Origin of the sequence: Paracoccus ferrooxidans (assembly GCF_029909815.1) — a bacterium.
Classification (GTDB): Bacteria; Pseudomonadota; Alphaproteobacteria; order Rhodobacterales; family Rhodobacteraceae; genus Paracoccus; species Paracoccus versutus.
This window is the reverse complement of record NZ_CP038198.1, coordinates 1667678-1694296: the sequence shown is the minus strand read 5'-3', so window position 1 is coordinate 1694296 and position 26619 is coordinate 1667678. Positions and strand designations below refer to the sequence as shown.

The 26619-nt window shown below is 70.8% G+C and carries 26 protein-coding genes; 10 read left to right on the top strand and 16 right to left on the bottom strand.

Features of this window, described 5'->3' with window-relative positions:
- Positions 1 to 5: 5 nt before the first annotated feature.
- Entirely contained in the window at positions 6 to 1631 is a 1626-nt protein-coding gene (locus E3U26_RS08545) for a DUF4139 domain-containing protein (RefSeq protein WP_276241779.1), read from the top strand.
- Between the two features lie 296 nt (positions 1632 to 1927).
- Here E3U26_RS08545 and E3U26_RS08540 read toward each other — a convergent pair whose 3' ends face one another.
- The 3 genes from E3U26_RS08540 to E3U26_RS08530 form a co-directional block, all read right to left on the bottom strand.
- On the bottom strand, positions 1928 to 2593 hold the full coding sequence (locus E3U26_RS08540; RefSeq protein ID WP_116223204.1) for a 5'-methylthioadenosine/S-adenosylhomocysteine nucleosidase: 666 nt from the start codon (positions 2591 to 2593) through the stop codon (positions 1928 to 1930).
- Positions 2594 to 2653: 60 nt separating this feature from the next.
- A complete protein-coding gene (locus E3U26_RS08535) occupies positions 2654 to 4249 on the bottom strand; it encodes a PAS-domain containing protein (RefSeq protein WP_243784988.1) in 1596 nt (531 codons plus the stop codon).
- Between the two features lie 75 nt (positions 4250 to 4324).
- Complete coding sequence (locus E3U26_RS08530) at positions 4325 to 5668, bottom strand: ActS/PrrB/RegB family redox-sensitive histidine kinase (protein ID WP_139293963.1); 1344 nt, start codon at positions 5666 to 5668, stop codon at positions 4325 to 4327.
- 89 nt (positions 5669 to 5757) lie between these two features.
- On the opposite strand from E3U26_RS08530, the gene E3U26_RS08525 reads away from it, so the two are divergent.
- From E3U26_RS08525 to E3U26_RS08515, 3 genes are all read left to right on the top strand, one after another.
- Positions 5758 to 6399 carry an SCO family protein gene (locus tag E3U26_RS08525; RefSeq protein WP_243784987.1) on the top strand — a complete coding sequence of 214 codons (642 nt, stop codon included), beginning with the start codon at positions 5758 to 5760 and terminating at the stop codon, positions 6397 to 6399.
- A 52-nt stretch (positions 6400 to 6451) separates the two neighbouring features.
- A complete protein-coding gene (locus tag E3U26_RS08520; RefSeq protein WP_036758606.1) occupies positions 6452 to 7000 on the top strand; it encodes an ActR/PrrA/RegA family redox response regulator transcription factor in 549 nt (182 codons plus the stop codon).
- 81 nt (positions 7001 to 7081) lie between these two features.
- The gene (locus E3U26_RS08515) at positions 7082 to 7390 is read left to right on the top strand and encodes an H-NS histone family protein (RefSeq protein ID WP_036758604.1); all 309 of its coding nucleotides are present in this window, start codon (positions 7082 to 7084) and stop codon (positions 7388 to 7390) included.
- Positions 7391 to 7434: 44 nt separating this feature from the next.
- Here E3U26_RS08515 and E3U26_RS08510 read toward each other — a convergent pair whose 3' ends face one another.
- From E3U26_RS08510 to E3U26_RS08500, 3 genes are all read right to left on the bottom strand, one after another.
- A complete protein-coding gene (locus E3U26_RS08510; protein WP_243784986.1) occupies positions 7435 to 8043 on the bottom strand; it encodes an HD domain-containing protein in 609 nt (202 codons plus the stop codon).
- 147 nt (positions 8044 to 8190) lie between these two features.
- Positions 8191 to 8715, bottom strand: a complete 525-nt coding sequence (secB, locus tag E3U26_RS08505; protein ID WP_243784985.1) for a protein-export chaperone SecB — start codon at positions 8713 to 8715, stop codon at positions 8191 to 8193.
- 49 nt (positions 8716 to 8764) lie between these two features.
- Positions 8765 to 9334, bottom strand: coding sequence for an FxsA family protein (locus E3U26_RS08500; RefSeq protein WP_243784984.1), 570 nt, complete (start codon positions 9332 to 9334; stop codon positions 8765 to 8767).
- A 113-nt stretch (positions 9335 to 9447) separates the two neighbouring features.
- On the opposite strand from E3U26_RS08500, the gene E3U26_RS08495 reads away from it, so the two are divergent.
- Both E3U26_RS08495 and E3U26_RS08490 read left to right on the top strand, forming a co-directional pair.
- Entirely contained in the window at positions 9448 to 10104 is a 657-nt protein-coding gene (locus tag E3U26_RS08495) for a Tim44/TimA family putative adaptor protein (RefSeq protein WP_072462134.1), read from the top strand.
- A gap of 3 nt (positions 10105 to 10107) precedes the next feature.
- A complete protein-coding gene (locus tag E3U26_RS08490) occupies positions 10108 to 10704 on the top strand; it encodes a Smr/MutS family protein (protein WP_072462135.1) in 597 nt (198 codons plus the stop codon).
- On the opposite strand, the gene E3U26_RS08485 is transcribed toward E3U26_RS08490, so the two are convergent.
- From E3U26_RS08485 to hslU, 3 genes are read right to left on the bottom strand one after another with little or no spacing between them, the layout of a single operon-like run.
- A complete protein-coding gene (locus tag E3U26_RS08485) occupies positions 10701 to 11774 on the bottom strand; it encodes an alpha/beta hydrolase (RefSeq protein ID WP_243784983.1) in 1074 nt (357 codons plus the stop codon). The two genes, E3U26_RS08490 and E3U26_RS08485, sit on opposite strands and share 4 nt — an antisense overlap.
- A gap of 60 nt (positions 11775 to 11834) precedes the next feature.
- Positions 11835 to 12011 carry a PLD nuclease N-terminal domain-containing protein gene (locus tag E3U26_RS08480; protein ID WP_072462136.1) on the bottom strand — a complete coding sequence of 59 codons (177 nt, stop codon included), beginning with the start codon at positions 12009 to 12011 and terminating at the stop codon, positions 11835 to 11837.
- Between the two features lie 54 nt (positions 12012 to 12065).
- Entirely contained in the window at positions 12066 to 13370 is a 1305-nt protein-coding gene (hslU, locus tag E3U26_RS08475; RefSeq protein WP_243784982.1) for an ATP-dependent protease ATPase subunit HslU, read from the bottom strand.
- Positions 13371 to 13499: 129 nt separating this feature from the next.
- Here hslU and E3U26_RS08470 point away from each other — a divergent pair, with 129 nt between their 5' ends.
- Positions 13500 to 14117: a WYL domain-containing protein gene (locus tag E3U26_RS08470; RefSeq protein ID WP_116171031.1), complete on the top strand. Its 618-nt coding sequence runs from the start codon at positions 13500 to 13502 to the stop codon at positions 14115 to 14117.
- Positions 14118 to 14214: 97 nt separating this feature from the next.
- On the opposite strand, the gene hslV is transcribed toward E3U26_RS08470, so the two are convergent.
- The gene (hslV, locus tag E3U26_RS08465) at positions 14215 to 14769 is read right to left on the bottom strand and encodes an ATP-dependent protease subunit HslV (protein ID WP_036758586.1); all 555 of its coding nucleotides are present in this window, start codon (positions 14767 to 14769) and stop codon (positions 14215 to 14217) included.
- Between the two features lie 103 nt (positions 14770 to 14872).
- Between hslV and E3U26_RS08460 the strand changes: the two genes are divergently transcribed.
- Positions 14873 to 15793 (top strand): hypothetical protein, encoded by a 921-nt coding sequence (locus E3U26_RS08460; RefSeq protein ID WP_243784170.1) that lies wholly within the window; start codon positions 14873 to 14875, stop codon positions 15791 to 15793.
- A 2-nt stretch (positions 15794 to 15795) separates the two neighbouring features.
- Here E3U26_RS08460 and trxA read toward each other — a convergent pair whose 3' ends face one another.
- The 6 genes from trxA to dapB are packed head-to-tail and all read right to left on the bottom strand — an operon-like array spanning position 15796 to position 25388.
- Complete coding sequence (gene trxA, locus E3U26_RS08455) at positions 15796 to 16119, bottom strand: thioredoxin (RefSeq protein ID WP_011749068.1); 324 nt, start codon at positions 16117 to 16119, stop codon at positions 15796 to 15798.
- Between the two features lie 52 nt (positions 16120 to 16171).
- Positions 16172 to 19546, bottom strand: coding sequence for a double-strand break repair helicase AddA (gene addA / locus E3U26_RS08450; RefSeq protein WP_243784169.1), 3375 nt, complete (start codon positions 19544 to 19546; stop codon positions 16172 to 16174).
- On the bottom strand, positions 19536 to 22478 hold the full coding sequence (addB, locus tag E3U26_RS08445) for a double-strand break repair protein AddB (protein ID WP_243784168.1): 2943 nt from the start codon (positions 22476 to 22478) through the stop codon (positions 19536 to 19538). The genes addA and addB overlap by 11 nt, the downstream gene beginning before the upstream one ends.
- Positions 22471 to 23142, bottom strand: a complete 672-nt coding sequence (locus tag E3U26_RS08440; protein WP_243784167.1) for a nucleotidyltransferase family protein — start codon at positions 23140 to 23142, stop codon at positions 22471 to 22473. The genes addB and E3U26_RS08440 overlap by 8 nt, the downstream gene beginning before the upstream one ends.
- Complete coding sequence (gene tsaE, locus E3U26_RS08435; protein ID WP_243784166.1) at positions 23139 to 24557, bottom strand: tRNA (adenosine(37)-N6)-threonylcarbamoyltransferase complex ATPase subunit type 1 TsaE; 1419 nt, start codon at positions 24555 to 24557, stop codon at positions 23139 to 23141. The genes E3U26_RS08440 and tsaE overlap by 4 nt, the downstream gene beginning before the upstream one ends.
- Before the next feature lie 24 nt (positions 24558 to 24581).
- Positions 24582 to 25388, bottom strand: a complete 807-nt coding sequence (gene dapB, locus E3U26_RS08430; RefSeq protein WP_243784165.1) for a 4-hydroxy-tetrahydrodipicolinate reductase — start codon at positions 25386 to 25388, stop codon at positions 24582 to 24584.
- 69 nt (positions 25389 to 25457) lie between these two features.
- Between dapB and rbfA the strand changes: the two genes are divergently transcribed.
- Both rbfA and E3U26_RS08420 read left to right on the top strand, forming a co-directional pair.
- On the top strand, positions 25458 to 25874 hold the full coding sequence (gene rbfA / locus E3U26_RS08425) for a 30S ribosome-binding factor RbfA (RefSeq protein WP_024842789.1): 417 nt from the start codon (positions 25458 to 25460) through the stop codon (positions 25872 to 25874).
- Positions 25864 to 26619, top strand: coding sequence for a phosphodiester glycosidase family protein (locus tag E3U26_RS08420; protein WP_116223216.1), 756 nt, complete (start codon positions 25864 to 25866; stop codon positions 26617 to 26619). The genes rbfA and E3U26_RS08420 overlap by 11 nt, the downstream gene beginning before the upstream one ends.

Sequence of the window (26619 nt, the reverse complement as noted above, 5' to 3'; positions counted from 1 at the left end):
GCCCGATGCGCCATCTGCTGATTTCCACCGCCATCCTGCTGGCCGGCCCCGCCCTGGCCGATCGGATCGAAACCGTGGCCCGCGTCACCGATGTCACCGTCTATCCCTGGGGTGCCGGCGTCACCCGCGAGGCGACGCTGGACCTGCCCGCCGGCGCGCATGAGCTGGTGATCCCCGGCATGCCCGCGGGCATCGACCCCGCCAGCCTGCGCATTGCGGCCGAAGGCGCGGTGATCGGCGCGACCGGCCTCCAGCAGGAACGCGCCTTGCCGGAAACCCCGGCGAAATCCCCCGAATTGCGCGCGGCCGAGGATGAGGTCCGCCGCCTGAAAGCCGCGCTGGCCGAACGCGATGCCGGCGTGGCCGAGATCAAGGCGCGGGCCGAGGCGGCCGAGGACAGCATCGACTTCCTGATGAAGCTGGCCGAATCCGACGCCGCCGGCACCGCCGACATCGCGGCGCTGGCCCGCGTGGTGGGCGAGCAACTGCTGCAGGCCCGCCAGACCGCGATCCGCGCCGGGCTGGAAGCCGAAGCCGCCGATGCCGGCCGCGAGGAGCTGGCCGACGAATTGGCCCGCGCCGAGGCCCGGCTCGAGGCGCTGCGCGACCCGGATGCGGATCGCGGCGCGCTGGTGATCGCCGTGCAGGGACAGGGCCAGCCCGCCCGCATCCGCATCACCAGCCTGACCGACGCGGCCAGCTGGGAGCCGGTCTACGACCTGTCCCTGCAGCGCAAGGAGGGTAGGCTGCGGCTGGATCGCGGCTTGCTGGTGCGGCAGGACACCGGCGAGGACTGGCGCGGCGTGCATCTGGTGCTGTCCACCGCCCGGCCGATGGACCAGTCGGCGCCCAGCGAATTGCAGCCGGACTTCCCCCGCATCGGCGAGTCCGAGGCCAAGCTTTACAGCCGCTCGGCCGCGCCCATGGCCGAAGCCGCCATGGATTCGATGGAACGCGCGATAGCTGCGCCGGCACCCGTGGCCGGCGCGGCCTTGGCGGGGATGGTGGGCGAGACCGTAGTCTACGACTATCCGACGCCGGTGGACATGCGTGCCGGCGCCGATGCGCTGCGCCTGCCGCTGGATTCGCACGAGTTGGCGCCCGAGATCGTCGCCGAGGCGGTGCCGCGACGCGACAACACCGCCTATCTGGTGGCGGATACGGTCAACTCCACCGGGGCGGTGATCCTGCCCGGCGACGCGACCTTTCATGCCGACGGCGCCATGGTCGGGCGCGGCGCGCTGGAACTGACCGCCGCCGGGGACGACATGAAGCTGGGCTTCGGCCCGCTGACCGGCATCAAGCTGGAACGCCGCATCCCCGACGAGATCGAGGGCAATCGCGGGCTGATCTCGAAATCCTCGGAGCGGCGGGAAACCGCGATCCTGCGGCTGCGCAACCTGACGGGCGAGGAATGGCCGCTGCGGGTGATCGACCGCGTGCCGGTCTCGACCCAGGAAAACCTGCGCATCGACTGGTCCGCCGATCCCAGCCCCGACGAGACCGACCCCGAGGGCAAGCGCGGGCTGCTGGTCTGGAACGGCAGCATCGGCGCGGGCGAGGAGCGCATCATCACCCTGACCACCACGCTGCGCTGGCCCGAGGGGCAGGTGCTGGTCGGCGGCGACTAGGCGCCTGGCCCGCCGCCGGCAAGGGGGCGAGGGCTGGTTAAGCCCTTCCCGCTTTCGGTCGACGGGTCGATGATGCGCAACCACGCGATGATCGAGATCGCCGGCGACGATGCCGCAGCCCTTGTCGCCGCGGTTGTGCTGGGCGATGGCGCCATCCCGCAAGGCACTGGCCGGCGCATCTTGCCGCAGGCCGGCTTTGCCCCGATGACGCGCGCCCTGCGACGCGGCAAGGGCACCGGACGGGCTGGACGCGGGCGCGCCCTGCCTCTCGCCGGAGCCGCCAAGGACGGCACCACCTACAGCGCCAGTTCGCCCCGCTCCAGCGCCTCGGCCAGCCGGTCCACGGCCTCGGCCAGGCGCTCATCGACCAGGTGCAGGTAGCGCGTCCAGTCCGAGAGCTGCGCCAGTTCCTCGGCCCCGTCCGAAATGCCGCGCAGCCCGATCAGCGGCAGGTCGAAGCGCTGGCAGGCGCGCAGCACCGCGAAGCTTTCCATATCGACCATCTCGGCGGCGATGGCGTCATAGCCGGCGCCGCTGACGATGCTGGCCCCGGTCGCCAGGCTGGCCGCGGCGATGCCGGGGATCCGCAAGGGCAGCTCGACGCGCACCGGCAGGCCCAGAAGCGGCGTCTCGCCCCTAGCGAAACCCAGGGCCGAGGCATCCATGTCGCGATATTCCAGCGAGGCGACCTGGTAGATGCCCAGTTGCGCCAGCCGGCGCGAACCGGCCGAGCCCAGCGATACCACCAGGTCCGGCAACTCGCCCCGCGCCTGAAGGCCCGAGAGCGCCGCGGTCAGCGCCACCGCCGCCTCGACCGGGCCGACGCCGGTCATCAGCGGCGAAATCCGCGCCCGCAGTTGCGGGCCGTATTCGGCATCCACGGCCATGACGAACAGCACCCGCCGCCCGGCCAGGACATCCGGCCCCGCGGTCACGACCGCCCCCTTGCATCCGCCATCCATGATCCCTTTCCGACAGTTTTCGCAAGGGAAGCGCAGCCGCGTCCGCAGGGCAAGACCCGATCAGCCGGTCAGGGCGCGCTGCATCGCGGCAGATGCCGCGGGCTCGGGCTTGTCGGCGGCGCGCGGCGCCTCGCGCCCCATCGGCAGGGGCGGCACCGGGGCGGCAAAGCTCAGCAGCAGCCGCGCGCCGGACAGGCCGCGCAGCCCCCAGGACAAGAGCCCGCCCGCCGGCCCGGCCATGGCCCCGCGCAGCGGCTCGTCCGGCAGCGCCGCGTTCAGCGCGTCGCGCAGGGCGACCAGGCCGGGGCTTGCGCCGCAGGCCTGGGTCCAGACCTGCACATGGCCCTCCAGTGTGGCGGGCGCCGCCGCGCCCCACAGCTCGGCATAGCGGCGGTTCGAGATCAGCAGCTCGCCATTGGCGGCAAAGACCGCCACCGCATCCTCCAGCGCGTCCAGCACCTCGGCGCCCAGCGACAGGTCGGCGCGGAACTTGCGGGTCAGCGAGATTTCCGAGGTGATGTCCTCGAACAGGAAGGCGACCGCGCCGTCGGGATGCGGCCGGCCGGTCACGCGATAGGTCTGCCCGCCGGGCAGCGACCACATCTCGACATGGTGCCCCGAGGAGGCGGCGGCCTCCAGCGTGTTCATCTGGTTGCGCCAGCTGCGGTAATCCTTGGGCTCCGGCACCATCCGCGCCTCGCGCAGCCGGTCGAGAAAGGCGTAAAGCGTCGGCCGCGCGGTCAGGAAGCCGGTGGCAAGCCCGGTCAGGTCGATCAGCGCCGGGTTGAACAGCTGCAGGTTGCGCTCGCGGTCGAAGATCGCCAGCCCGATGGGCAGGTCGGCAAAGGTCTTGGTCAGGGTCTGGACGAATTCGCGCAACGAGCGTTCGGCCCGCACCGCCGCATCGGCGGGCAGGGCGATGGCCACGGTCTGCCCGCCGATCTCGTGCAGGTGGCAATCATACCAGCGGCTTTGCCCGTCATGGTCGATCTGCATCCGCCGCGCGCCGCCGGGGGCGGCGGGCTGGGCCGGCCGGGCCGACAAGTCGATGATGCGGGGCAGCGGCCAGACCGTCTGCCCCTGGGCCTTGGCCTCGACCAGGTTCAGATAGGCCGAATTGGCCCAAGTGACCTGCCCCTGCAAATCCTGCCGCCAGGCCAGCATAGGCGAATGGTCCATGGCGCTGCGCAGGATTTCCAGCTCCTGCTCCATCGCGTGCAGGGACAGCGAATCGACCAGGATGCCGGCATCCTCGGCCGCGGGGTCGGCAAGCGTCAGCCGCAGCAGCCCTTCACCCAGATCCTCGGCCAGAAGCCGCAGCGGGCTGTGGCCGCCGCGCTCTGTCAGTTCGATCCGCGCGGCGCCGCCCAGGTCGGGCAGCAGCGCGCTGAACTCGGGCAGGCGCATGCCCAGCCATGCGCTGAGCCGCTGCCATTCGCTGTCGCCGGGCAGGCTGGCCAGCAGGGTGCGCGCCGGCACGGTGGCATCGACCAGCGTCCCGTCGCGAAACAGGAAGGCGATCGGTTCAAGCGCACGCTCCAATCCGCGCGCCGCCGGCGCCCCGGCAAGGCCCCGGTCCGCCAGCCGAAGCCACGCCAGCGCCAGCAGGACCGCCAGCCCCGCCGCCGCGAAGGCGATAAGGAATTGCGCAACCATCGAAACATCCCCGCACGATACAGCCACCCACAACTATAGCGGGATAATTTAAGAAGTGGTTAACGCGGCTGGAGATCAGGCCAGAATCTCGGGATTGGGGCCCAGGGGGATACGATCCTGGGCCTCGATCATGTCGCGCGGCCATGTCACCAGGATCTCGGCGCCGCCCTTGGCGCCATTGGCAAAGCGCAGCCGCGCGCCCGAGCGTTCCAGCAGCGCCTTGGCGATGAACAGGCCCAGCCCCATGCCTTCGTAGCTGCGGCCGTCCTCGGCCCGCGGCCGGGTGGTCAGGAAAGGGCTGCCGATGCGGGGCAGCAGCGCGGGGGGAAAGCCCGGCCCGTCGTCGGCAATCCGCACCCACAGGTCGCGGCGGTCGGCGCCGGTCTCGATGGTCACGCGGCGGGCGGCGAAATCGACGGCGTTCTGGATCAGGTTGCGCAGCCCGTGGATCACCGCGGCGTCGCGCTGGACGATCAGCGGCTCGGGCGGGGGCTGGACCATGATCTCGGCGCCGCGGCCGCGGTGGGGGGCGGCGGCCTCGGCCAGCACCTCGGTCAGCGGGGCCGAGCGGATCAGCAGGTCGTCGCGCCCGGCGCTGCCCATGGATTTCAGGATGTCGCGGCAGCGGTCGGCGGACTGGCGCAGCAGGGCCACGTCCTCGGCCAGATCCTCGCGCTCGGGCAGGGCCTCGTCCAGCTCGTCCGCCAGCTCGGCGCTGACCAGCTTGATCGTGGCCAGGGGCGTGCCCAGCTCATGCGCGGCGGCGGCGACCACGCCGCCCAGATGCTGCAGCCTCTGCTCGCGCTCAAGCGCAAGGCGGGCGGCGAACAGCGCGTCCGAGGTGGCGTTGACCTGGGCCGCGACCAGCCGGGCATAGCCGGCAAAGAACACCGCGCCGATCACGATGGCGAACCAGTGGCCGACCAGCAGCGGCTCGCGCAGCGTGACCAGGCCGCCGGCGCCGAAGGTCAGCGGCTGGGCGCAGATCGCCGACAGCGTGACCATCAGGAAGGTCGCGGCCCCCAGCGCCAGCAACTGCCGCGGCGGCAGGGCGGTGGCGGCGACCGTCACCGGCGCCAGCAAAAGCAGGGCGAAAGGGTTCGAGAGCCCGCCGGTCAGCGCCAGCAGCGCCGCCACCTGCCCCAGGTCGAAGCCCAGCTGCCAGGCCGCCTCGCGGGCCGAGATGCGCCGGTCCGGCCGCATCGTCAGCGCCAGGTTCAGCGCCACCGCCAGGCCGATCACCGCCAGCACCGCCGCCAGCGGGAAATCCGCCCCGATCACCAGCGCCGCGCCGACGGCGGCCAGCTGTCCCGCGATCGCCACCCAGCGCAGCAGGATCAGGGTGCGCAGGCGGATCGGCTCGGGCGCGGGCTGGCCGGGCAGCAGGTCGATGCGGTGGGAAACAAGGCCGAGGGGCACGCTGGGACTTCCTGATGGGACGGGCTTTTGCATTGATACCCATGGCCGGATGGGCGATCAATGCGTCCAAGCGGACGGAGACGCGCCTGATGGGCAAAGACGGAACGATCCTGATCCTCGGCAGCCTGGCCGCGGCCCTGGTGCTGGTGACGGGCGGGCTGTGGCTGTCGCGCGGCGCGGCCGATCCCTTTGCCCCCTGTCGCCAGGGCGGGGTGCAGGGCGGGCTGGACAGCCTGGGCGCGCCCTTCGAGCTGACGGACCAGGACGGGCGGCGGGTCAGCGACCGGCAGGCGCTGGCGCAGCCGGCGCTGCTTTATTTCGGCTATACCTATTGCCCGGATGTCTGCCCGCTGGACAGCGCCCGCAATGCCGAGGCAGTGGCGATGCTGGAGGAACGGGGAATGACGGTCACGCCGGTCTTCATTTCCGTCGATCCCAAACGCGACACGCCCGAGGTGCTGGGCGATTTTACCCAGGCCATGCACGAACGGATGATCGGATTGACCGGAACCACGGCCGAGATTGATGCGGTCGCGAAAGCCTGGCGCAACTATTACAAGGTGAATGACCAGGAAGATCCGCAGAACTATCTGGTGGATCACATGACCAATACCTATCTTGTGATTCCCGGCATCGGCACTGTCGAGCTCTTCGGCCGCGAGCTTTCCGCGCAGCAACTTGCGGAACGCACCGCCTGTTTCATTGACGCGGCGTCAGGCAACGGGGTTTGACCGACTGGACAAAACACTCTAATCAACAGTGAACTTTCAAGGGCAAGTGAATATGGCAGAGGATTACCAAATCGGCCCCGACCCCAGCCTGCTGCTGGTCGACGACGACGAGATCTTTCTGAACCGTTTGGCCCGTGCGATGGAAAAACGCGGCTTCTCGGTCGCCCGCGCCGCCTCGGTCGCCGAGGCGCGGACGGCGGTGGCCGAACACCCGCCCGCCTATGCGGTGGTCGATCTGCGGCTCGAGGATGGGAACGGGCTCGATGTGGTGGATGCCCTGCGCGAGGCGCGCGAGGATGCCCGGATCGTCGTGCTGACCGGCTATGGCGCCATCGCGACGGCGGTGGCCGCGGTCAAGATGGGGGCGACGGATTACCTGTCGAAACCGGCGGATGCCGACGACGTGACCCATGCGCTGCTGGCGCGGGGCGACACTTTGCCGCCCCCGCCCGAAACGCCGATGTCCGCCGACCGGGTGCGCTGGGAACATATCCAGCGCGTCTATGAGCAATGCGACCGCAATGTCAGCGAAACGGCGCGCCGGTTGCATATGCACCGGCGGACTCTCCAGCGGATTTTGGCCAAACGCAGCCCGCGTTAATAATCCGGTTCTCAAAAAAGATTGCAATTCATATTGGAATGCAAATAGTGAGAGCATACTGCCAAAACCAAGGATAAAGATATGAGCATAGACCTGGACGCAATGTCCTTGCGGGAACTTCGGGATCTGCGCAACAAGCTCGACCGTGCCATTTCCACCTTCGAGGACCGCCGCAAGCGCGAGGCGCTGGCGGCTGCCGAAAGTGCAGCGCGCGAATTTGGCTTCAACCTTGCCGACCTGACCGTCGCCAAGCAGGCGCGCGGCAAGGTGGCGCCGAAATACGCCAATCCCGCCGATCCCTCGCAGACCTGGACCGGCCGCGGCCGCAAGCCGCGCTGGGTGCAAGAGGCGCTGGATGCCGGCAAGAAACTGGACGCCATGGAAATCTGAGCCCATCGCCCCGCATCCAGGATGCGGGGCTTTTTCGTCCGGGATCACGCTTTGCGGTCGATTTCCGCAATAAGCTGGGTAAAGCGCGATAAAAACGCATTGCGCGTTTCCAGGGGCGGGCGCAGGCGTATTTCCAGCCCCTGCAGCAATTCCGGCCGGGGCGCGGGAAACAGGCGATCCGCCTCGGCCCTGGAAAACCCGGCGATCTGCACGGCCTCCAGCCAGGCCGAGATGCGGTCGGCCCGCTTGATCGCGCGCTTCACCACCGCCGGCAATTGCGCGGGCAGGCCGAAGCGGCGATGGATCGCCGCGGCCAGCCGCGCATCCATTTCCCCGTATTCCCGCCCAAGCGCCGCCTTGACCGGCGAGATCATGTCGCCGATGACATATTCCGGCGCGTCGTGCAGCAGCGCCGCCAGCCGCCAGCGCGGCTCGCAATCGGGGTTGCTGCGGGCGTGGATTTCCTCGACCAGCAGCGAATGCTCGGCCACGCTATAGGCCCAGTCGCCGCGGGTCTGGCCGTTCCAGCGCGCGACGAAGGCAAGGCCATGGGCGATGTCGCCGATCTCGACATCCACGGGGGTCGGGTCCAGAAGATCCAGCCTGCGCCCCGACAGCATCCTCTGCCAGGCCCGTTTCGCGCCTTTCGCCATGCCGCTCTCCGTCTTGTGCCGCGCGAAACTAGCGCCATCGCCGCGGCCGCGCCAGCGCCGCTTGGGCGGGCGCGCCGGGCAAGCAAAAGGCCCGCGACCGGGGGGCCGCGGGCCGATGGGGGCATGCCTCACGCAGAAGTGATCAGCTCAGGACAGCGGCTGGTCGGCCGGCCGCTGGGCCTGCGCCCGGCGCGCGATTTCCTGGCGGTAAAGCGCCACGAAATCCACCGGGTCCATATTGAAGGGCGGGAAGCCGCCGTCACGGGTCATGTCCGACACGATGCGCCGCACGAAGGGGAACAACATGCGCGGGCATTCGATCATCAGGAAGGGGTGCAGCTGGTCCTCGGGCACGCCCTCGACATGGAAGATGCCGCCGTAATCCAGCTCGCACAGGAACAGGGGCGACTTGTCGGCGGCGTTCGCGGATTGCACGCGGAACTTGCTGATCACCTCGTATTGGTGCTCGGTCGGGCGCTTGCGGGCATCCAGGCTGACCTGCACGCTGATTTCCGGCTGCACCTCGCCCGAGGGCAGGCCCTTTTGCGCCACCGCGTTCTCAAAGGACAGGTCACGGATATATTGCGTCAGGATCTGCAGCCGCACGGCCGGCTGCGCTGCATTCTGGGCCTCGGACGCGGCGGCGGCGTCGCTGTTGTTCTCGTCGCTCATGGAAATCTCCTCGGATCTGACGGGGTTCTAGCACCCCGCCGCCCGGCGCTCAATGCCGGGTCCAGCCGGAATTGCCACGCCGCGGAGGCGCCGCGTCGCCCTGGTCGGTCAGCCCTTCGCGCACCGGGCCGGGCGGGTCGTCCTGCACCGAATATTCGCCGTCGATCACCCCGTCCTCGCGCCAGCCGGGGCCACGGCGCAAGCCCGCCGGATCGGCGCCGAAATCGCCCTCGGCGCCATAGCTCTGGCGATAGCTGAAGCCGGTGCCCGTCACCCGCATGCGCGCGGCCATCTGCCGCAGGATCAGGCTGCGCACCGCCGGGATCAGCAGCAAAAGCCCCAGCGTGCTGGTGAACAGGCCCGGCACCACCAGCAGCAGCCCGGCGATCATCACCAGCGCGCCATGCGCCATCGGCCGGGCGGGATCGCGAAAATCCTGCATGGCGCGCTGCACGTCCAGCGCGGCGCGTGCACCCTGGTGGCGCATCACCGCCACGCCGGCCACGGCCGAGGCCAGGACCAGCGCGATGGTGGGCAGGACGCCGATCGCGCCCCCCACCTGGATGAACAGCGCGATCTCGACGATAGGCAGGATCACGAAGGGCAACAGCAGCCACATAACGCCTTTTTCCTCCGGCACTTTCTATTTCCCGGCGCCCAACTGGACTTGGGCCGGTCCTCACCCTACATAAGCATGTGAAAGCGCCGTTACAAAGCTCGTTAGGTCCGTTGATGTCGAACCCCCTGCTGCAACTGCTCGTCCTTGGGGCGATCGCCGTGTTCCTGATCCTGCGCCTGCGCGGGGTTCTTGGCACCCGCGACGGATTCGAGCCGCCGCGCGTCCCCGAAGAGCCGGTCCAGCGCCGCCGCTTCGACGTGATCGACGGCACCGCCGAGGCGGGCGACAGCGACATCACCGACCATGCCGAACCGGGCAGCCCCGCCGCCAAGGCGCTGGCCGAGATGAAGCGGGTCGAGCCCGACTTCGCCGTGGGCCCGTTCCTGTCCGGCGCGAAATCCGCCTATGAGATGATCCTGATGGCCTTCGAACGCGGCGACCTGTCCGAGGTGCGCGGCTTCCTGGCGCCGCCGGTGGCCGAAGCGTTCGAATCGGTGATCGAGGATCGCAAGGCCCGCAACCTGACCACCGAGGCGCAGTTCCTGGGCACCCGCGAAACCGCGCTGGCGGGGGCCGAGTTCACCCCGGCGACCGGCATGGCCGAGCTTTCGGTGCGCTTCGTCGGCGAGATGATCGTCGCCACCCGCGACGCCGACGGCAACGTGGTCGAGGGCGACCCCAAGGCCGCCCGCAAGCAGCGCGACACCTGGACCTTCGCCCGCCGCATGGGTCAGGACGACCCGAACTGGCAGCTGGTCGCCACGGCCTGAACCATGGCACGGCGGCGGGGACTCTCGGCCGAGGACAAGGCCCTGTGGTCCCGCGTCGCCGCGACCGCGGTGCCGATGCACCCTGCCCGCAAGCAGGCGGAGCCCGCGCCTGCGCCCCAGCCGCTGAAAAAGCCGCCCGCCATGCCGCAGGCCGCGCCCCTGCCGCTGGCCGGGCTGCGGATCGGCGGGCAGCCCGGCTCGGGCTCGACCCGGCTGGACCTGTCGCCGCCCCCGCGCGAGGCGCTGCATGCCCAGCCGCTGCGCATGGATCACAAGACGCATCGCCAGATGAACCGCGGCAAGCTTGCCCCCGAGGCGCGCATCGACCTGCACGGCATGACGCTGGCCGTGGCCCAGCCGGTGCTGATCCGCTTCATCCTGCAAGCCAAGGCCGAAGGGCGGCGGCTGGTGCTGGTCATCACCGGCAAGGGGCGCGAAGGCGGGCCGGACGCGCCGCTGCCGGTCAGGCCGGGCGCGCTGCGCCACAACGTGCCGCATTGGCTGCACATGCCGCCCTTGAACGCCGTGGTGCTGCAAGTCCGCCCCGCGCACCGCCGCCATGGCGGCGAGGGCGCCTATTACGTCTACCTGCGCCGCTAGAAAGCCGGCGAGATCACGATCTGCGCCGCCCGCTCGGCATGCAGCGCCGCGCGGGTCAGCGGCCCGACTCCGCCGCCCACGTCCTCGGAAAACACGCTGTTCAGCTCCTGCGCCTGCGCCAGGATGCGCAAGAGCGCGGGCGACGTCGCCACGTTGAAATGCCCGTCCCCGGTCGAGAAGGCACCGACATCGACCAGCATCACCGGCAGGTCCGCCACGGGCCCGGCATCGGTCAGGCTGCCCAGCCGCACCGGCTCGGCCGAGATCAGCGCCGACAGGTTCAGTGCCCGGTCCCGCCCCGAGGTGAAGATGACGAAGGGCTGCGGCAGCCTGCCGATGGCCCGGACCTGGGTGCGAAACACGCCCACGTCGATGTCGGGCGAAAGCAGGACCACCGCGCCGATCCGGTCCAGGGTGCGGCGCTCGCCCGCGATGGCCATCTGGCGCAGGCTTTCCATCAGCAGCAGGGCGCCCATCGAATGCGCGACCAGGATCGCCCTGCCGCCGCCCGCCTGCGCGGCGATCTCGATGCTGCGCTCAAGCCCGTCGCGGGAATAAAGCACGCTGTCGCGATCCGCGGCATAGGCCAGCGGCTGCCCGCGCGACGGCCATGAGAAATGCAAGGGCACGCCCGGCAGGCTCAGGTCGCGCTCGATCTGGGCAAAGCGATGAAGCCCCTCGGCGAAGGTGTTGTTGTAGCCATGCACGAACAGCACAACGTCGCGGTCGCCCGGCGGGCGGGCGGCGACGGCGCGGCGCAGGTCGGCCTGGAAATCCTCGGGCCGGGCAAAGCGGGCATATTCCGAGACCAGGAAGTCCCGCTGCGGATCGGGCCTCGCGCCCTTGCGGGGATAGGTGATGGTGCCGGGCCGCCGCTCGGGCGGGACCGAGACATCGACCCGGCCAAAGCTGACGCCTTCCTGCCGGCTGCCCTCGGGGGTGCGGTTGGTGGCGACATAGATGCGCTCGACATGGCCAAGGCGCGCCGCCTCGGGGGCGACGGTGATCTCGCCGCGCGGCGCGCAGGCCGCCAGCAGCAGCAACAGCGAAACAAGGATCCGCCCCGGCATGTCCCCCGCCCTTTCGTCTTGCGGGCGACAATGCCACCGCGGCGGGGGCAGGGAAAGCCCTCAGCCGTAATTCGCCTTGGGCCCCGCGAACCACCAGATGATGAAGCCCAGCACCGGCAGGATCGCCACCAGCGCGATCCAGATCAGCTTGGTGGTCATGGTCTCGTTGGTGTTGATGATCGAGGCGATGGCCCAGACATCCAGCACGAAGATGATGATGCCGAAAAGATAGTTCATGCGCGTCCCCCGCCGTTGCGTCATTCCACAACGGCGGGAAGGCGCCGGGGTTCCTTACAGCACGTAGCGCGACAGGTCGGTCGAGCGCGCCAGGTCGCCCAGGTGCTTCTCGACGAAGGCCCCGTCCACCACCACCGTCTCGCCCGAGCGGTCCGGCGCGCTGAAGGACAGCTCCTCGAACACCCGCTCCATCACGGTATAAAGCCGCCGCGCGCCGATATTCTCGACCGAGCCGTTCACCTCGGCCGCGATGCGCGCCAGCGCCCGGATGCCATCCTCGGTGAACTGGAGCGTCACGCCCTCGGTCGCCATCAGCGCGGTATATTGCCGGGTCAGGGCGTTGTCGGTCTCGGTCAGGATGCGGACGAAGTCCTCCTCGGTCAGCGCGCGCAGCTCGACCCGGATCGGCAGCCGGCCCTGCAATTCCGGCAAGAGGTCCGAAGGCTTGGCGATGTGGAACGCGCCCGAGGCGATGAACAGGATATGATCCGTCCTGACCGGCCCGTATTTCGTGGAAACCGTGGTGCCCTCGATCAGCGGCAAGAGGTCGCGCTGCACCCCCTCGCGCGAGACATCGCCGCCGCGGGCGTCGGTCCGCGCGGCGACCTTGTCGATCTCGTCGATGAAGACGATGCCGTTCTCCTGCACCGCCTCCAGCGCGGCGGCCTTGACGGCCTCGTCATCCAGCAGCTTGTCGGCCTCTTCCGCGATCAGCAGCTCATAGCTTTCCGCCACCGTCACCTTGCGCCGCACCCGGCGCCCGCCGAATGCCTTCATCAACCCCGACAGGTCCATCATCCCGCCGATGGCACCGGGCTGGCCGGGCATCTCCATCATGCCGAAGGGGCTGGAATTGTCCTGCACCTCCAGCTCGATCACGGTGTCGTCCAGCTCGCCGCGCTTGAGCTTGTCGCGGAACATCTCGCGGGTCTGCTCGCGCGCGCCCTCGCCGGCCAGGGCGGCGACCACGCGCTCCTCGGCGGATTTATGGGCGCGGGCCTTGACCTCCTCGCGCATGCGCTCGCGGGTCTCGATGACGGCGGCATCGGCCAGGTCGCGGATGATCTGCTCGACATCGCGGCCGACATAGCCCACTTCGGTGAACTTGGTCGCCTCGACCTTCAGGAAGGGCGCGCGGGCCAGCTTGGCCAGGCGGCGGCTGATCTCGGTCTTGCCGACGCCGGTCGGGCCGATCATCAGGATGTTCTTGGGATAGACTTCGTCGCGCAGGTCGTCGCCCAGCTGCCGCCGGCGCCAGCGGTTGCGCAGGGCCACGGCCACGGCGCGCTTGGCATCCCTTTGCCCGATGATGAAGCGATCCAGTTCGGAGACGATTTCGCGCGGGGTCAGGTCGGACATTCGGGGCTCCTGTCTCATTTCGGCATCACTTAAAGTCCGCGGGGGGCCGATTCAACCAAGCGGCTGGACCCAAGTCCGAATCCGCGCCAGATCGGCCGCCTTTTTCCCAGGCCAGCAAGGAAGCCGAACATGCGACCGCGTCGCGACCCGCCCGCCGCCCCGATGCTGTCCCGCCGTGCCCTGGCGTCGCGGCTGGCCGCGGCTGCCGCGACGCTGGGCCTGGGCCCGCGCGCGGCCGCGGCGCAGGCGCCCGCCGCGCCGGCGCTCGACCCGGAGCTGCGCGACGCCGCGCTGCGCGGCCTGGCGCTGGCGGATCATCGCGGCGATCCGGTGCATGCCGCCGCCGCCCGCGCGGCGATGGACCGGCTGCAACAGGCCGACCCCGAAGGCGCGCTGCTCCTGCGCCTCTATCGCAAGCTGGACGTGCGCCCCGCCGCCCATTACCGCGAGGACATGCCCCAAGCGGCCGCCGCCGACCTGGCGCTGCTGCATGCGGCGATGCGCGCATGCCGGCCGGTCGCCTTCGGCTATGCCGACCTTGCCGGCAATGAAACGCAGCGAACGGCCCTGCCGCTGGCGCTGGTCCACCCGCCGCAGGGCGTCAAGCTGCTGGCCTGGTGCGAAAAGGCGCAGGACTACCGCCAGTTCTTCGTGCGCGCCATGCAGGGGCTAGCCACCGGCTCCGGCGATTTCCGCCGCGACCGCCTGGCGCTGCTGCAAGGGCTGGCGGCAAAGGAAGGCGCCTGAGCCCGGCGCCTGCCCGCTTTCTCCGTTGCACAAATACCCTGGGGGACGCCCCGCAAGCCCCGTCGAGGGGCTTGCGGGGCGGGGGGCGAAGCCCCCGCTAGCCCAGAACCTCGACCGTCAGGTTGCCGTTGGTATAGACGCAGATATCCGCCGCGATCGCCATGGCCTTGCGCGCCACCGCCTCGGCATCCAGGTCGCCCTCCATCAGCCCGCGCGCCGCGGCCAGGGCGAAATTGCCGCCCGAACCGATGGCGGCCACGTCATGCTCAGGCTCCAGCACGTCGCCGGCCCCCGTCACCACGAAGATGTCGCGCCCGTCGGTCACGATCAGCATGGCCTCCAGATTGCGCAGGTATTTGTCCATGCGCCAGTCCTTGGCCAGGTCGACGCAGGCCCGCGCCAACTGGCCGGGCGCCGCCTCCAGCTTCTTCTCCAGCCGTTCGAGCAGGGTAAAGGCGTCCGCGGTCGAGCCGGCAAAGCCCACCACCACCTCATGCCCGCCGGGGCTCAGCCGGCGCACCTTGCGCGCCGTGCCCTTCATCACCGTCTGGCCGACGCTGACCTGGCCGTCCCCGGCGACGACCACGCGGCCGCCGCGTCGCACCGCCAGGATGGTGGTGCCGTGCCAGCCGGGAAATTTGTCTTCGGACATGCCTCTCTCCGATCTCTCGCCTGCGGGGTCAGATATGGGCCGGCCGGGGCTTTCGCAACCCGCCCCCTTCCGCCACGCCGCGCCAGCCGCTAGCGTGCCGGCCATGACCCACGCCCCCGTCCTGCGCGTCTACCTGGAAGGCTCGATGCTGGAAACGGCGCGGGCGGGCAGCTTCAACTTCATGACCGTGCTGCGCCGGGCGGTCGAGGACGCGGGCTGGCGCGTCGAATGGCACAAGACCGGCGCCGCGGCCCGCATGGCCGCGCCCCTGCGCGACGGCTACGCGCTGTTTCACATGGAGGCGCCGACCCATGCGCGCGCCCTGACCTTTCGCCGCGCCTATCACTACCCGTTCTGGCAGATCGAGCCGGTGCCGCAACGCTGGCGCTTCCAGGTCGCGCAAAGCCGCCACGACCCCGCGGCCATCGACCCCGAACCCGCCCGCGCCTTCGCCGACCGGCTGCGCGCCCGCGTGCTGCCGGGGCCGCCGCCCCGGCGCGGCGATGCGGTGCTGGTGCCGCTGCAAGGCCATATCCGCCGCTGCCGCTCGTTCCAGACCATGAGCCCCATCGAGATGCTCGAGGCGGTCGCCGCCACCGGCCGGCCCACCACCGCCACGCTGCACCCAAGGGAAGGCTACGACGATGCCGACCGCGCGGCGCTGGCCGGGCTGGCGGCGCGCCATCCGAACCTGACCATCGGCGGCGACAGCATGCGGCTCTTGCGTGACTGCGCCTTTGTCGCGACGCAGAACAGCGCTGTGGCCTTCGACGGCTACCTGCTGGGCAAGCCGGCGGTGCTGTTCGCCCAGATCGACTTCCACCACATCGCGCTGAACGTCGCCCAGCTGGGCGCGACCGAGGCGCTGGCGCAGGCCGAAACCCATGCGCCGGATTTCGACCGCTACTTGTTCTGGTTTCTTCAGGAAAAAGCCATCAACGCCACGCGGCCCGAGGCAGGCGCGCGGATCCTGGCGGCGATGCGCCGGGGCGGCTGGCCGATCGGGACCGCCCCCGGCACCTGAAATCAGATGGATTCGTCGATCCAGGCCTTCAGCGCGGCCTTGGGCGCGGCGCCGATCTTGTTCGACACGACCTGGCCGTCCTTGAACAGGAACAGCGCCGGGATGCCGCGCACGCCAAGCGCGGCGGGGCTTTCGGGGTTCTCGTCCACGTTGACCTTGACGATCTTGACCCGACCCTCGTATTCGGCGGCCAGTTCTTCCAGCGAGGGGCCGATCTGGCGGCAAGGCCCGCACCATTCGGCCCAGAAATCGACCACGACCGGGGTCGGGGACTGACGGACTTCGCTGTCGAATTCGGCGTCGGAAACGGCTTGGGTGTTGGCCATCGGGCTCTCCTGCAATGTGCCGGCAGGGCCGGCAGGGCGTATCCGTCAACAGCTAGGCACCGGGGCGGTTGGGGTCAAGGCCCGCCATCACCCGATCCAGCAAGTCGTCGGGCAGCGCCATCAGGCTGCGCGCAGCCGTCCAAAGCACCGCAACCTCGACCCGCGCCTGCGGCCAGATCGACCGCAAAGCCGCGCGATAGGCGGCCATCTGTCGCAGGATGCCCAGCGGCACCGCCTGCGGCGTCCCCGGCACCTCGCGGTTCGACTTGTAGTCCACCGCCAGGATGCGGCCGGGCTCGACCACCAGCCGGTCCACCGCCCCGGTCAGGATGCCGATGCCCGGCACCGGCGCGGCCAGCGCTACCTCGGCCATCACCTCGGCCGCGTCGGAAAGCGCAAAGACCTGCGCCAGGTCCGGCGCCTCGATCACCGCGCGCGCCTCGGCCAGCAGCGCCGCCAGTTCCTCGGGGGCCGGCAGGCCGCCCTCGGCATCGGCCAGCACGTCGCGGGCCAGATCGGGCCATTCGGCGGGATCGCGGCCCGGCAGATGCTCCAGCAGCAGATGCAGCCGCGTGCCGAACAGCATCGCCGCCGCGGCATCGCCTTCGCCGGGCGCGCCGATCACCTTGGCGCCGCCCAGAGCCGTCGCGGCGACGGGGCGCAGCTTTTCGGGCGCGGGGGGCGGGGGCGCGCGCAGCCAGTCCGGCTCGGCCAGCACCGGCCTTTCGGCCGGCACCGCATCCGGCGCGTCCTCGGGCCAGTCGCCAAAGGACAGCCGGCGGATCTCGCCCCCCCAGGGCGCGGGCAGGCGCGCCTGGGCCAGGTCGGAGCGGCCCAGCCCGGCCTCGACCATGGCGTGCCAGCTGTCCTCGCCCTGGCCGGTCTCGCCCGCCGCGGCAACGATCAGCCAGCTTTCGGCGCGGGTCAGGCCGACATAGAGCAGCCGCTTGCGTTCCTGCAGCTGCCGCTCGGTCTGGGCGGCGGCCAGTTCCTCGACCGGATCGGGCCGCTCGCCCTTGCGGCCGCGCCACAGCGCCAGCCCGTCCGGGCCGGGCAGCACCGGCGCCTCGCGCGGGGGCTTGCGCTTGGCGGCGTCGGGCATGATGACGATGGGGCTTTCCAGCCCTTTCGAGCCATGCACGGTCATCACCCGGATCAGCCCCTCGCCATCCCCGGCCGAGCCGGGCTGGCGGCGGACCTCGACATCGTCGCCGGTCAGCCAGACCAGGAAGCCGGTCAGCGAGGGCGTCTCCGAGCTTTCATAGCTCAGCGCCTGCGACAGCAGCTCGTCGATGCCGTCCTGCGCCTCGGGGCCCAGCCGGGCGATCAGCCGCTCGCGCCCGCCATGGCGGATCAGCAGGCGCTGGACCAGGTCATAGGGCCGCATGAAGCCGGTCTGGCCCATCAGGTCGGCCAGCACATCCACCGCATGGCGATGCGTCGATTCCCGCAGCCGCCGCCACAGGTATTCGCCACGCTTGCGCCCGGCGGCGAGGCGATAAAGCTGCTCCTCGGTCAGGCCGAACAGCGGCGAGCGCAGGCAGGCGGCCAGCGACAGGTCGTCCTCGGGCGTGGCCAGCACCGACAAGAGGGCGCCAATGTCCTGCACCGCCATTTCCCCGGCCAGCTTCAGCCGGTCGGCGCCGGCGACGGGCAGGTTCGCCGATTTCAGCGCCGCGATGATCTCGGCAAACAGTTCCGAGCGGCGCTGGACCAGGATCAGCACGTCGCCGGCGCGGATGCGGCGCCGCTGGCCGGTCTTGGCGTCCAGGATCGGCTGGCCCAGCATCTCGTCCACGGCGCGGGCGATGGCGCGGGCCAGCTGCACGGTTTCCGAATTCTCGGCCGGCTGGTCCACCGGGTCGGTCCAGTCGCCGGGCTCGGGCTTGTCGGGCTTGGGGATCGCCGGCCACAGGTCCACCCGGCCCGGCATCCCGGTGCGAAAGGCGCGGTGCTGCGGCGGATCGCCCAGGCCGCGCGCCGCGTCGCCGGCAAAGACCTGGTCGACCAGCGACAGGATCGCGGTCGAGCTGCGGAAGGAATGCCGCAGCTCCAGAACCTGCATCGGGTTCTGCACCGCCTGGAAGGCTTGCGCAAAGCCGGTGCGGCGGGCCTCGAACACCGCGATGTCGGCGCCCTGGAAGCTGTAGATCGACTGCTTGGGGTCGCCCACCACGAACAGGCTGCGGCTGCCGGGCCGCGCGCCCTGGCCGGCGGTGAACTCGTCCGTCAGCCGCTCGATCACCTGCCATTGCGCCGGGCTGGTGTCCTGCGCCTCGTCGACCAGGATATGGTCGATGCCGCCGTCCAGCCGGAACAGCACCCATTGCGCCATGCTGTTTTCCGACAGAAGCCGCGCGGTGCGGTCGATCAGGTCGTCGAAATCCAGGTGGCCATGCGCCGCCTTCTGCGCCCGGTAGCGGGTCAGGAAGCCATGGCCGAAACGGTGCAGCGCCAGCGTGCGCTCGGCATGGGCCAAGGCGATGCGGCGGGGGCGGGCGGATTCGACCCGTTCCATCAGGATCGCCAGGTCGTCGAGCAGGTCGGCGCAGGGGCCGCTGCGCAGCGCCTTGGTCGGGAAGCTGTCGTATTTCGCGGTAAAGGGCTCCTTGGCGCCGGCGCCGGTCAGCAGCACGGATTCGAGGATCGCCAGTTCCGCCAGGCCCGGCTGCGTCCAGTTGCCGGGGCCAAGCTTCGCCGCCGCCTTCTGGTCGGTGGTGCTGCCTTTCAGCAGATGCGGGACCAGCGCGGCGACGACCGTGGCGCCATCGGCGAAGCATTCCGCCAGGAGCGCCCGCATCTCCTCGCCCGGCGCCAGCCCGCAGGCCGCCCAGAGCGCGTCCCCGTCCGCGGGGGCATCGAACCCCCGCAGACCGGCGAGGAAAGCGTCGAGCTTTTCGCCCGAATGCAAGGCCAGCAGGTCTTCCAGCTCGGGCGCATGGTCTCGGGCCATTTCCTCGATGATCTCGGCGCGGATCAGCGCGGCGCTGCGGTCGTCAAGCTCGGTGAAGCCGTGCGGCACGCCGGCCTCGATCGGAAAGCGGCGCAGGACGCCCGCGCAGAAGCTGTGGATGGTCTGGACCTTGAGGCCGCCCGGCGTCTCGATGGCGCGGGCGAACAGCCGGCGCGCGGCGGGCAGGTCGGGGGCGCCCGCCTCGCCCAGCCGCGCCAGTTCCGCGCGCAGCGCCGGTTCGGGCAGCATGGCCCATTGGCCCAGCCGCGCCAGCAGGCGGTTCTGCATCTCGGTCGCCGCGGCCTTGGTATAGGTCAGGCACAGGATGCGCTCGGGCGCGGTCCCGGCCAAGAGCAGCCGCGCCACCCGGTCGGTCAGCACCCGCGTCTTGCCCGAGCCGGCGTTGGCCGTCAGCCAGGTCGAGCGATGCGGGTCCGCCGCCCGCACCTGCGCCAGCGTCGCCTCATCCATCATCGGCGAACCTCTGCGGCTGGGGGATTTCGGTCGTGTCCCATTCGCCATGCCGCGACAGGTGGTCGTAGTCGCTGGCATGGTCGGACCGCTCCATCGCCAGCCGCGCGGTAAAGCCGCGCTCGCCGCCCAGATAGCGGCGGATCAGGGTGACGAAGCCGGCCCAGGTTTCCTCGGCGAAGCCGGGGCTGAACTCGCGCGGCTCGGTCTTTCCCTCGCCGCCCAGCTGGATATAGCTGATGCCCTCGACCTCGGCCGGTCCCAGCGCCTTGAAGGCGCCGTGCCGGACCATGGCGGCCTCCAGCGGCAATTGCTTGTCGAAATGCGCGATCTGCTTGTCCGAGGGCGGCTTGCCGGACTTGTAGTCATAGACATGCACCCGGCCATCCTGCAGCAGATCCAGCCGGTCGGGCCGGGCGATCAGCCGGAAATCCAGGCCGGGGACGCCCTGTTCGCCATATTCCTCGACCAGGATCGGCCGGCCGCGCGCCAGCCTTGCGGCCTCGTCCGCCATCAGCCGGTCGGCGATGCCGGCGATGCGCGCGCGCCAGAACAGCCGGGCCGAGGGCCAGGGCACCTCGGCCTCCAGCACCGCGTCGGCGATGGAAAGCAGCCGCGCCGCCATGACCTGCGGCGCTTCGGGCAGGTCGGGCAGGCCGCGCAGGAAACGGTCCATGATGTGATGCAGCACGTTGCCGCGTTCGGCCGCGTCGGGTTCGGGGCGCAAGGGGTCCAGCGCGCGCAGGCCCAGCACGCGGCGGGCATAGACGGCATAGGGGTCGCGGATCAGCGTCCTGACCTCGGTCACGGACAGTTCGCGCAGCGCCGGCGGCGGCGGGATGGGCGAGGGGCGATGCGCCGGCGCCAGCCGCATCCGCGGCCGGGCCTGCAACTCGGCCAGGTCCAGCCAATGGCGGCCGCGATCCCGCATCGCCGCCAGCGCCTGCGGCCCCTGCTGATCGGGCAGCCCGCCCAGCAGGTTCACCAGCCGGTTCAGCCAGCGCGAGGGGATGGTCTCGGCCTCGGCATCGCGGCGGGCGCGGGTCAGCACCACCCGGCCCGCGCCCACGGCCTGCTGGAAGTCATGCGCGGCCAGGCCCACCTGGCGTTCGGGCAGGGTCAGTCCGGCGGCCAGCCGCATCGGCCGCGACAGCCACGGATCGGGGGGCAGGGCCTGCGGCCAGCCGCCCTCGTTCAGCCCCGACAGGATCACCAAGCCGGCGGCCTCGTCCACCGCCTCGGTGCGGGCCTCGCGCGGGCCGCGAAAGCGGACCAGCGGATGGGCGGCCACGTCCTGCCGCACCGCCTGTCCCTGCAATTCGTCGTAAAGCAGGTCGCAGAACTCGCCCGGCCGCAGGTCGTGGCCCAGATGCGCATGGGCGGCCAGGTGGTCCAGCACCGACCGCGCCAGCCCGCCCGAGGCCTTGGCCCAAAGCTCGGAGGCATCGGCGCTGCCGCCGGGACCGGCGGCCAGATCCTCGGCCAAGGCGCGCAGATCGCGCAGCCGATCCGCCAGGGGACGCGGCGCCCGGTCCTGCGCCAGCGGCACGATGCGGTCCAGCAACTCGGCCAGCCATAGCGCCCAGGGCTTGCTGGAGCCGTCGCCCCGGTCCGCCCAGGCCCGCAGCGCCGCGCCGTCGGGAAAGGCGGGGCCGTTGCGGCGCAGGTGCAGTTCCAGGTCGCGGACATGGCGGTTGTGGTCACGCCGGTAGTCGGGGCCAAGACCCGTCGCCGTCACCGGGTGCTTGAGCAGCACCAGCAGCGCGTCCAGCATCATCTCGGCCCCGAACAGGTCGGCGACATGGCGCAAAAACAGGCCGGGCGCGGTCAGCGGCAAGGGCTGGCCGGCGGAATCGTCGGGGATGATGCCCCAGCGGTCCAGCGCCGATTGCACGCGGCGCGTCAGCATCCGGTCGGCGGCGATCAGCGTCACCGGCTGGCCGCGCTCGACCGCCTCGCGGATGATCAGCGCCACGGCCTCGGCCTCTTGCCCCGGCTGCTCGGCCTCGATCAGGGTCAGGCGTTCGGTCGCGGGGACCAGCGGACCAAGGCGCGGGCCTTCCTCGATCCATTGGTCGGTGACGGGCGCCGGGCGCAGCGCCAGCGAGATCAGCCGGTTGCGCGCCGGGTCGGGGGCGGTGCCGGGCAACCATTCGCCGGGCGACCCGAACTCGACCAGCAGCGGCGCATAGCGCGCCTGCGGGTGATCCTCGGACAGCGCGTCGAGCCCGTCCCAGACCGCCTGCGGCAGGTCGGCGTCGAAGCCCGGCAGCACCACCGCGCCCATCGGCAGCCGGGCGACGGCGCGCATGAAATCCCGCGTCGCGCCATGCGAGCCGGTCGAGCCGGCGACGACCACCGGGCCCTGCGGCAGATCCTCGCCCCGCGCCCAGGCTGCGGCCAGCGCCTGGGCCGCGGCGCGCTGGCGGGCCTCGCGGTCCTGCGGCGGGTCGGACAGGTAATAGCCGGCGGCGATCTTGAGGAAGGCCAGCGCGCGGCCCCAATGCTGGGCATGTTCGCTGGCGTCGATGCGGTCCAGCGCCTGCGCGTCCAGCCCCTCGAGCTGCATCTCGGCCATCAGCGCCGCCAGCGAGGCGGCCAGTTCCGGCACCGATTGCCCCTGCGCCAGGTCGGGATCGGCCCGCAGCGCGGCATCGATCAGGCGGCCCAGCTCCAGCCGGCGCGCCAGCGGCGCCGTGGCCGCGCCGCCGCCCAGGTCGGCGATCAGCCGCAGCCGCGGCAAAAGCAGCGGCCCGCGCCGGATGAAGGCCTGGCGCAGCGCCATCAGCGACTGGCCGGAGTTGGCATAGACCGTGACCCGCGCCATGTCCTGCGGCGGACGGTCCGCCATGCGTCGGACCAGCCCCTCGGCCAGGCCGCCGGCAAAATCGGCGCCGCAGGGCAGGGCGAAGACGCCGTTCTGCCAGTCAGGCATCGAGCAGGCTCTCGGCCAGCGGGATGCAATCGGGCCGGCCCACGTCGCACCATGCGCCGGGATGGACCAGGCCGTAAGCGCGGCCCTCGGCGATCATCAGATCCCAGAGCCGGTTGAGCGAGAACACTTGTTCGGGGATCTCGGCCAGCCGCTCGGGGCGGATGATCTGCACGCCGCCATAGACCAGATCGCCCTTGCGGATCAGCCGGCCGGCAGAGCCAAGGCTGAAATCGCCACCGCCCTGCCGGCCATGCGCCCGGTCCAGCGGCACCAGCATCAGAAGCGCGTCCATGTCCTCGCGCCAAGCGTCCAGCAGCGCGCGGACCGGGTTTGGGCCGGTCCAGACCACATCCGGGTTCATCGTGATCACAGGGCCGGGGCCAAGCAGGGGCAGCGCCTTGCGCAAGCCGCCCCCGGTCTCCAGCAGCAGGTCGGCTTCGTCCGAGACGGCGATGTCCCGCCCGGCGACGTGATCGCGGATCTGCTGGCCCAGGTGGTGGATGTTCACCGCCACCGGCCCGACGCCCGCCTGCCGCCCCAAGGCCAGCGCGCGATCCAGCAGCGTCTGGCCACCGACCGCGATCAGCGGCTTCGGCACCCTGTCGGTCAGCGGTGCCATGCGGGTGCCCTTGCCCGCGGCAAAGATCATCAGCGGCAAGGTCATCCGGCGATGCCCTCGATCACCTCGGGGGTCGGGGCCGGGATGCCCTCCAGCGCCTCGGCCAGCGGCGCCAGGGCCGGATGGGCCAGGTCGCGCTGGATCGCCGCCCAGACGCGCGGCATCATCGCCAGGTAGCGCCGCTTGCCTTCGCGCTGCGCCAGCCGGGTGAAGATGCCCATGATGCGCAGGTTGCGCTGCGCGCCCAAGAGCGCATAGGCAGCGCGAAACCGTGCATCGTCCACCCCGGTCGCGGCGATGTAGCGGGCGATCTGCGCCGCCTCGATCTCGGGGGCGACGTCCCGGCGGGCGTCCTGCAGGGCCGAGACCAGGTCATAGGCCGGATGCACCGCCACCGCGTCCTGGAAATCCAACAGGCCCAGCGGCGCATCGGCCCGCCAGACCACGTTCTCGGCATGGAAATCGCGCAGGCCCAGCACCGGCGGCATGTCGGCGGCCAGTTCGGCATGCAGGTGCTCGATCACCGCGGCGACCTCGGCCCCCTTGCCGGGCGCGCCGGCGGCGGGGGGGTAGTATTCGGCGAAAAGCCCGACCTGATGCGCCAGTTCCGGCCCGTCGAGGCGCGGCACGAAATCCGGCGGCTCGTGGCCATGCAGCTGCACCAGCAGGTCGGTCATGCGGTCATAGATGCGGGGCGCAAGCTCGGGCCGCTGTTCCAGCACGCGGGCGACCAGGTCGTCGCCCAGATCCTCGATCAGCAGCAGGCCCTGCGCCTGGTCGGTGGCCAGGATCTCGGGCGCGTGCAGGTCCAGCGCCCGCAGCCATTGCGTCATGGCGACATAGGGCGCGGTCACGCCGGGCGAGGCATCCATCAGGACCGCGCTGCGCCCGCCATCCTCGACCAGCCGGAAATAGCGCCGCGACGAAGCATCGCCCGCCAACGGCCGGAGCCGCGCCCCGGACCAGCCGGCGCGGTGGATCAGCCGGGCGATGGCGGGCAGGCGGGTCATCAGGCCCCAATGCGGCTCGGAGCCCGCCAGGGTGATGCGGCGCAGGTCGGGCGCGTCTGCCAGGGGCTCCAGCCCCACGGTCAGCGCGCCCTCCAGCGGGCTGCCATGCTCGGGCCATTCGACCAGCACGATGGCCTCGCGCATGGCCTCGTCGAGGCCAAGCTCGGCCAGTTCCTCGGGATGGGTCAGGCGGTAGAGATCGGCATGCCAGATCTCGGTCCCCATCGGGTCGGCATAGGTCTGGACCAGGGTGAAGGTGGGGCTGGGCACCTCTTCGGCCGCCTCGCCCTGGCGGGCGCGGATGAAGGCGCGGGCGAAATGGGTCTTGCCGGCGCCGACCGGCCCCTGCAGCGCCACCACGTCACCCGGTTTCAGGACAGCCGCCATCACCCGCGCCAGGCAGGCGGTCAGGTCGGCATCGGCATCGTCAAGCGTCGCAAGCAGGGTCATGGCGTGAACCTAGACGCTGGAGCCTCAAAGACCAAGCACATCCGCCATGTCGTATTCGCCCGGCCCCTTGTCCTGGCCCCAAAGCGCCGCACGCAGCGCGCCGCGGGCAAAGATGGCGCGATCGGTGGCGACATGGCGCAGCACCACCCGCTCGCCGGCCGTGGCGAAGATCACGTCATGCTCGCCCACGATGTCGCCACCGCGGATGGCGGAAAAGCCGATGGAGCCGGGCGCACGGGCGCCGGTGATGCCTTCGCGCGCGGGGGTGCGCAGTTCGTCCAGGCTGTGGCCGCGCCCGGCGGCGGCGGCCTCGCCCAGCATCAGGGCGGTGCCCGAGGGCGCATCCACCTTGCGGTTGTGATGCGCCTCGACCACCTCGACGTCCCAATCCTCGCCGAGCGCGGCGGCGACCTTGCGGGTCAGGCCGACCAGCAGGTTCACGCCCAGGCTCATGTTGCCGGCGCGGATGATCGGCGCGTGACGGGCGGCGGCACGCAGCTTGTCCAGGTCCGCGGGCTCGAATCCCGTGGTGCCGATCACATGCACGGCGCGGGCCTGCGCGGTCAGCTCGGCAAAGGCCACCGTCGCCGCCGGGGCGGTGAAGTCGATCACCGCCTGCGCCTTGGCGATGGCCTCGACCGCGTCGTCGGTGACGGTGATTCCCAGCGCCGCGCCGCCCATCGCCTCGCCCAGGTCGCGGCCGACCCAGGGGTTGCCCTCGCGCTCGATGGCACCGACAAGACGGGCCTGGTCCGACCCCAGAATGGTGCGCACCAGCATCTGCCCCATGCGGCCCGACGCGCCCGTGATGACGATTCCCGGTTTTTCCATGCTCGATCCCCCGTTTGCGGCATGTCTATCCCGTTGCGGCGCGGGCCGCGACCCCCTACATCTGCGCGCATGGCACAGAACCGCTTTCATTCCGGCACCGGCCCCTCGCAGCGCCAGCTTCGCGTGGGCGAGCTGATCCGCCGCACGCTTTCCGACGTCCTCCTGCGGGGGGATGTCCACGATCCCGACCTGAACCGGCATTCGATCACGGTCGGAGAGGTGCGGACCTCGCCCGACCTCAAGGTCGCGACGGCCTATGTGCTGCCCCTGGGCGGGCAGGGCGCCGAAGAGGCGCTGGCCGCGCTGCGCCGCAACGCGGGCGAGCTGCGCCACCTGGTCGCCAAGGCGATGACGCTGAAATACGCGCCGCAGCTGCGCTTTGTCTTGGACGAGACCTTCGACCGCATGGACGACACCCGCCGGCTCTTGTCCGAGGACCGGGTGCGCCGCGACGTCGAATCGCACCCGGAAGACGATGAAGATTGACCTCAAGCGCCGGCTGGGCCTGGCCCTTGGTGCGCTGATCGCCATAACCCTGCCCGCCATGGCCGGGATCTGCGAAAAGCGCGACTTCGACGGGCAGGGCTATGTCATCTGCACGCTGACGGCCGGGCAGGAGCCGGGGCTGCGGCTGTGGCTGAACGGCCCCGACGGCCGGGTCTTGGGCGATTTCACCGCCGTCCGCCGCACGCTGGCCGAGGGCGAGGTGCTGGGCTTTGCCATGAATGCCGGCATGTATCACCCGGATTTCACCCCGGTCGGGCTTTACGTCAGCGACGGCGTCAGCCAGCACGGGCTGGTGACGGCCGGCGGCGGCGGCAATTTCGGCATGCTGCCGAACGGCGTCTTCTGCACCGGCGGCGCGCGGCCCTATCAGGTGATCGAAAGCCGGGCCTTTGCCAGGGCCGCCCCGGACTGCCGCATCGCCACGCAATCGGGGCCGATGCTGGTCATCGACGGCGCGCTGCATCCGCGTTTCCTGGTGGACAGCGACAGCCGCTATGTCAGGAACGGCGTCGGCGTCTCGCCGGACGGGCAGACGGCATGGTTCGCCATCTCGGACCGGGCGGTGACGTTCCACGAATTCGGCCGGCTGTTCCGCGACGGGCTGGGGGCGCAGGATGCGCTGTATTTCGACGGCTCGATTTCGCGGCTATACGCCCCGAGCCTGGGCCGCGCCGATTTCGGGCGGCGGCTGGGGCCGATCATCGGATATGTAGGACAGAACTAG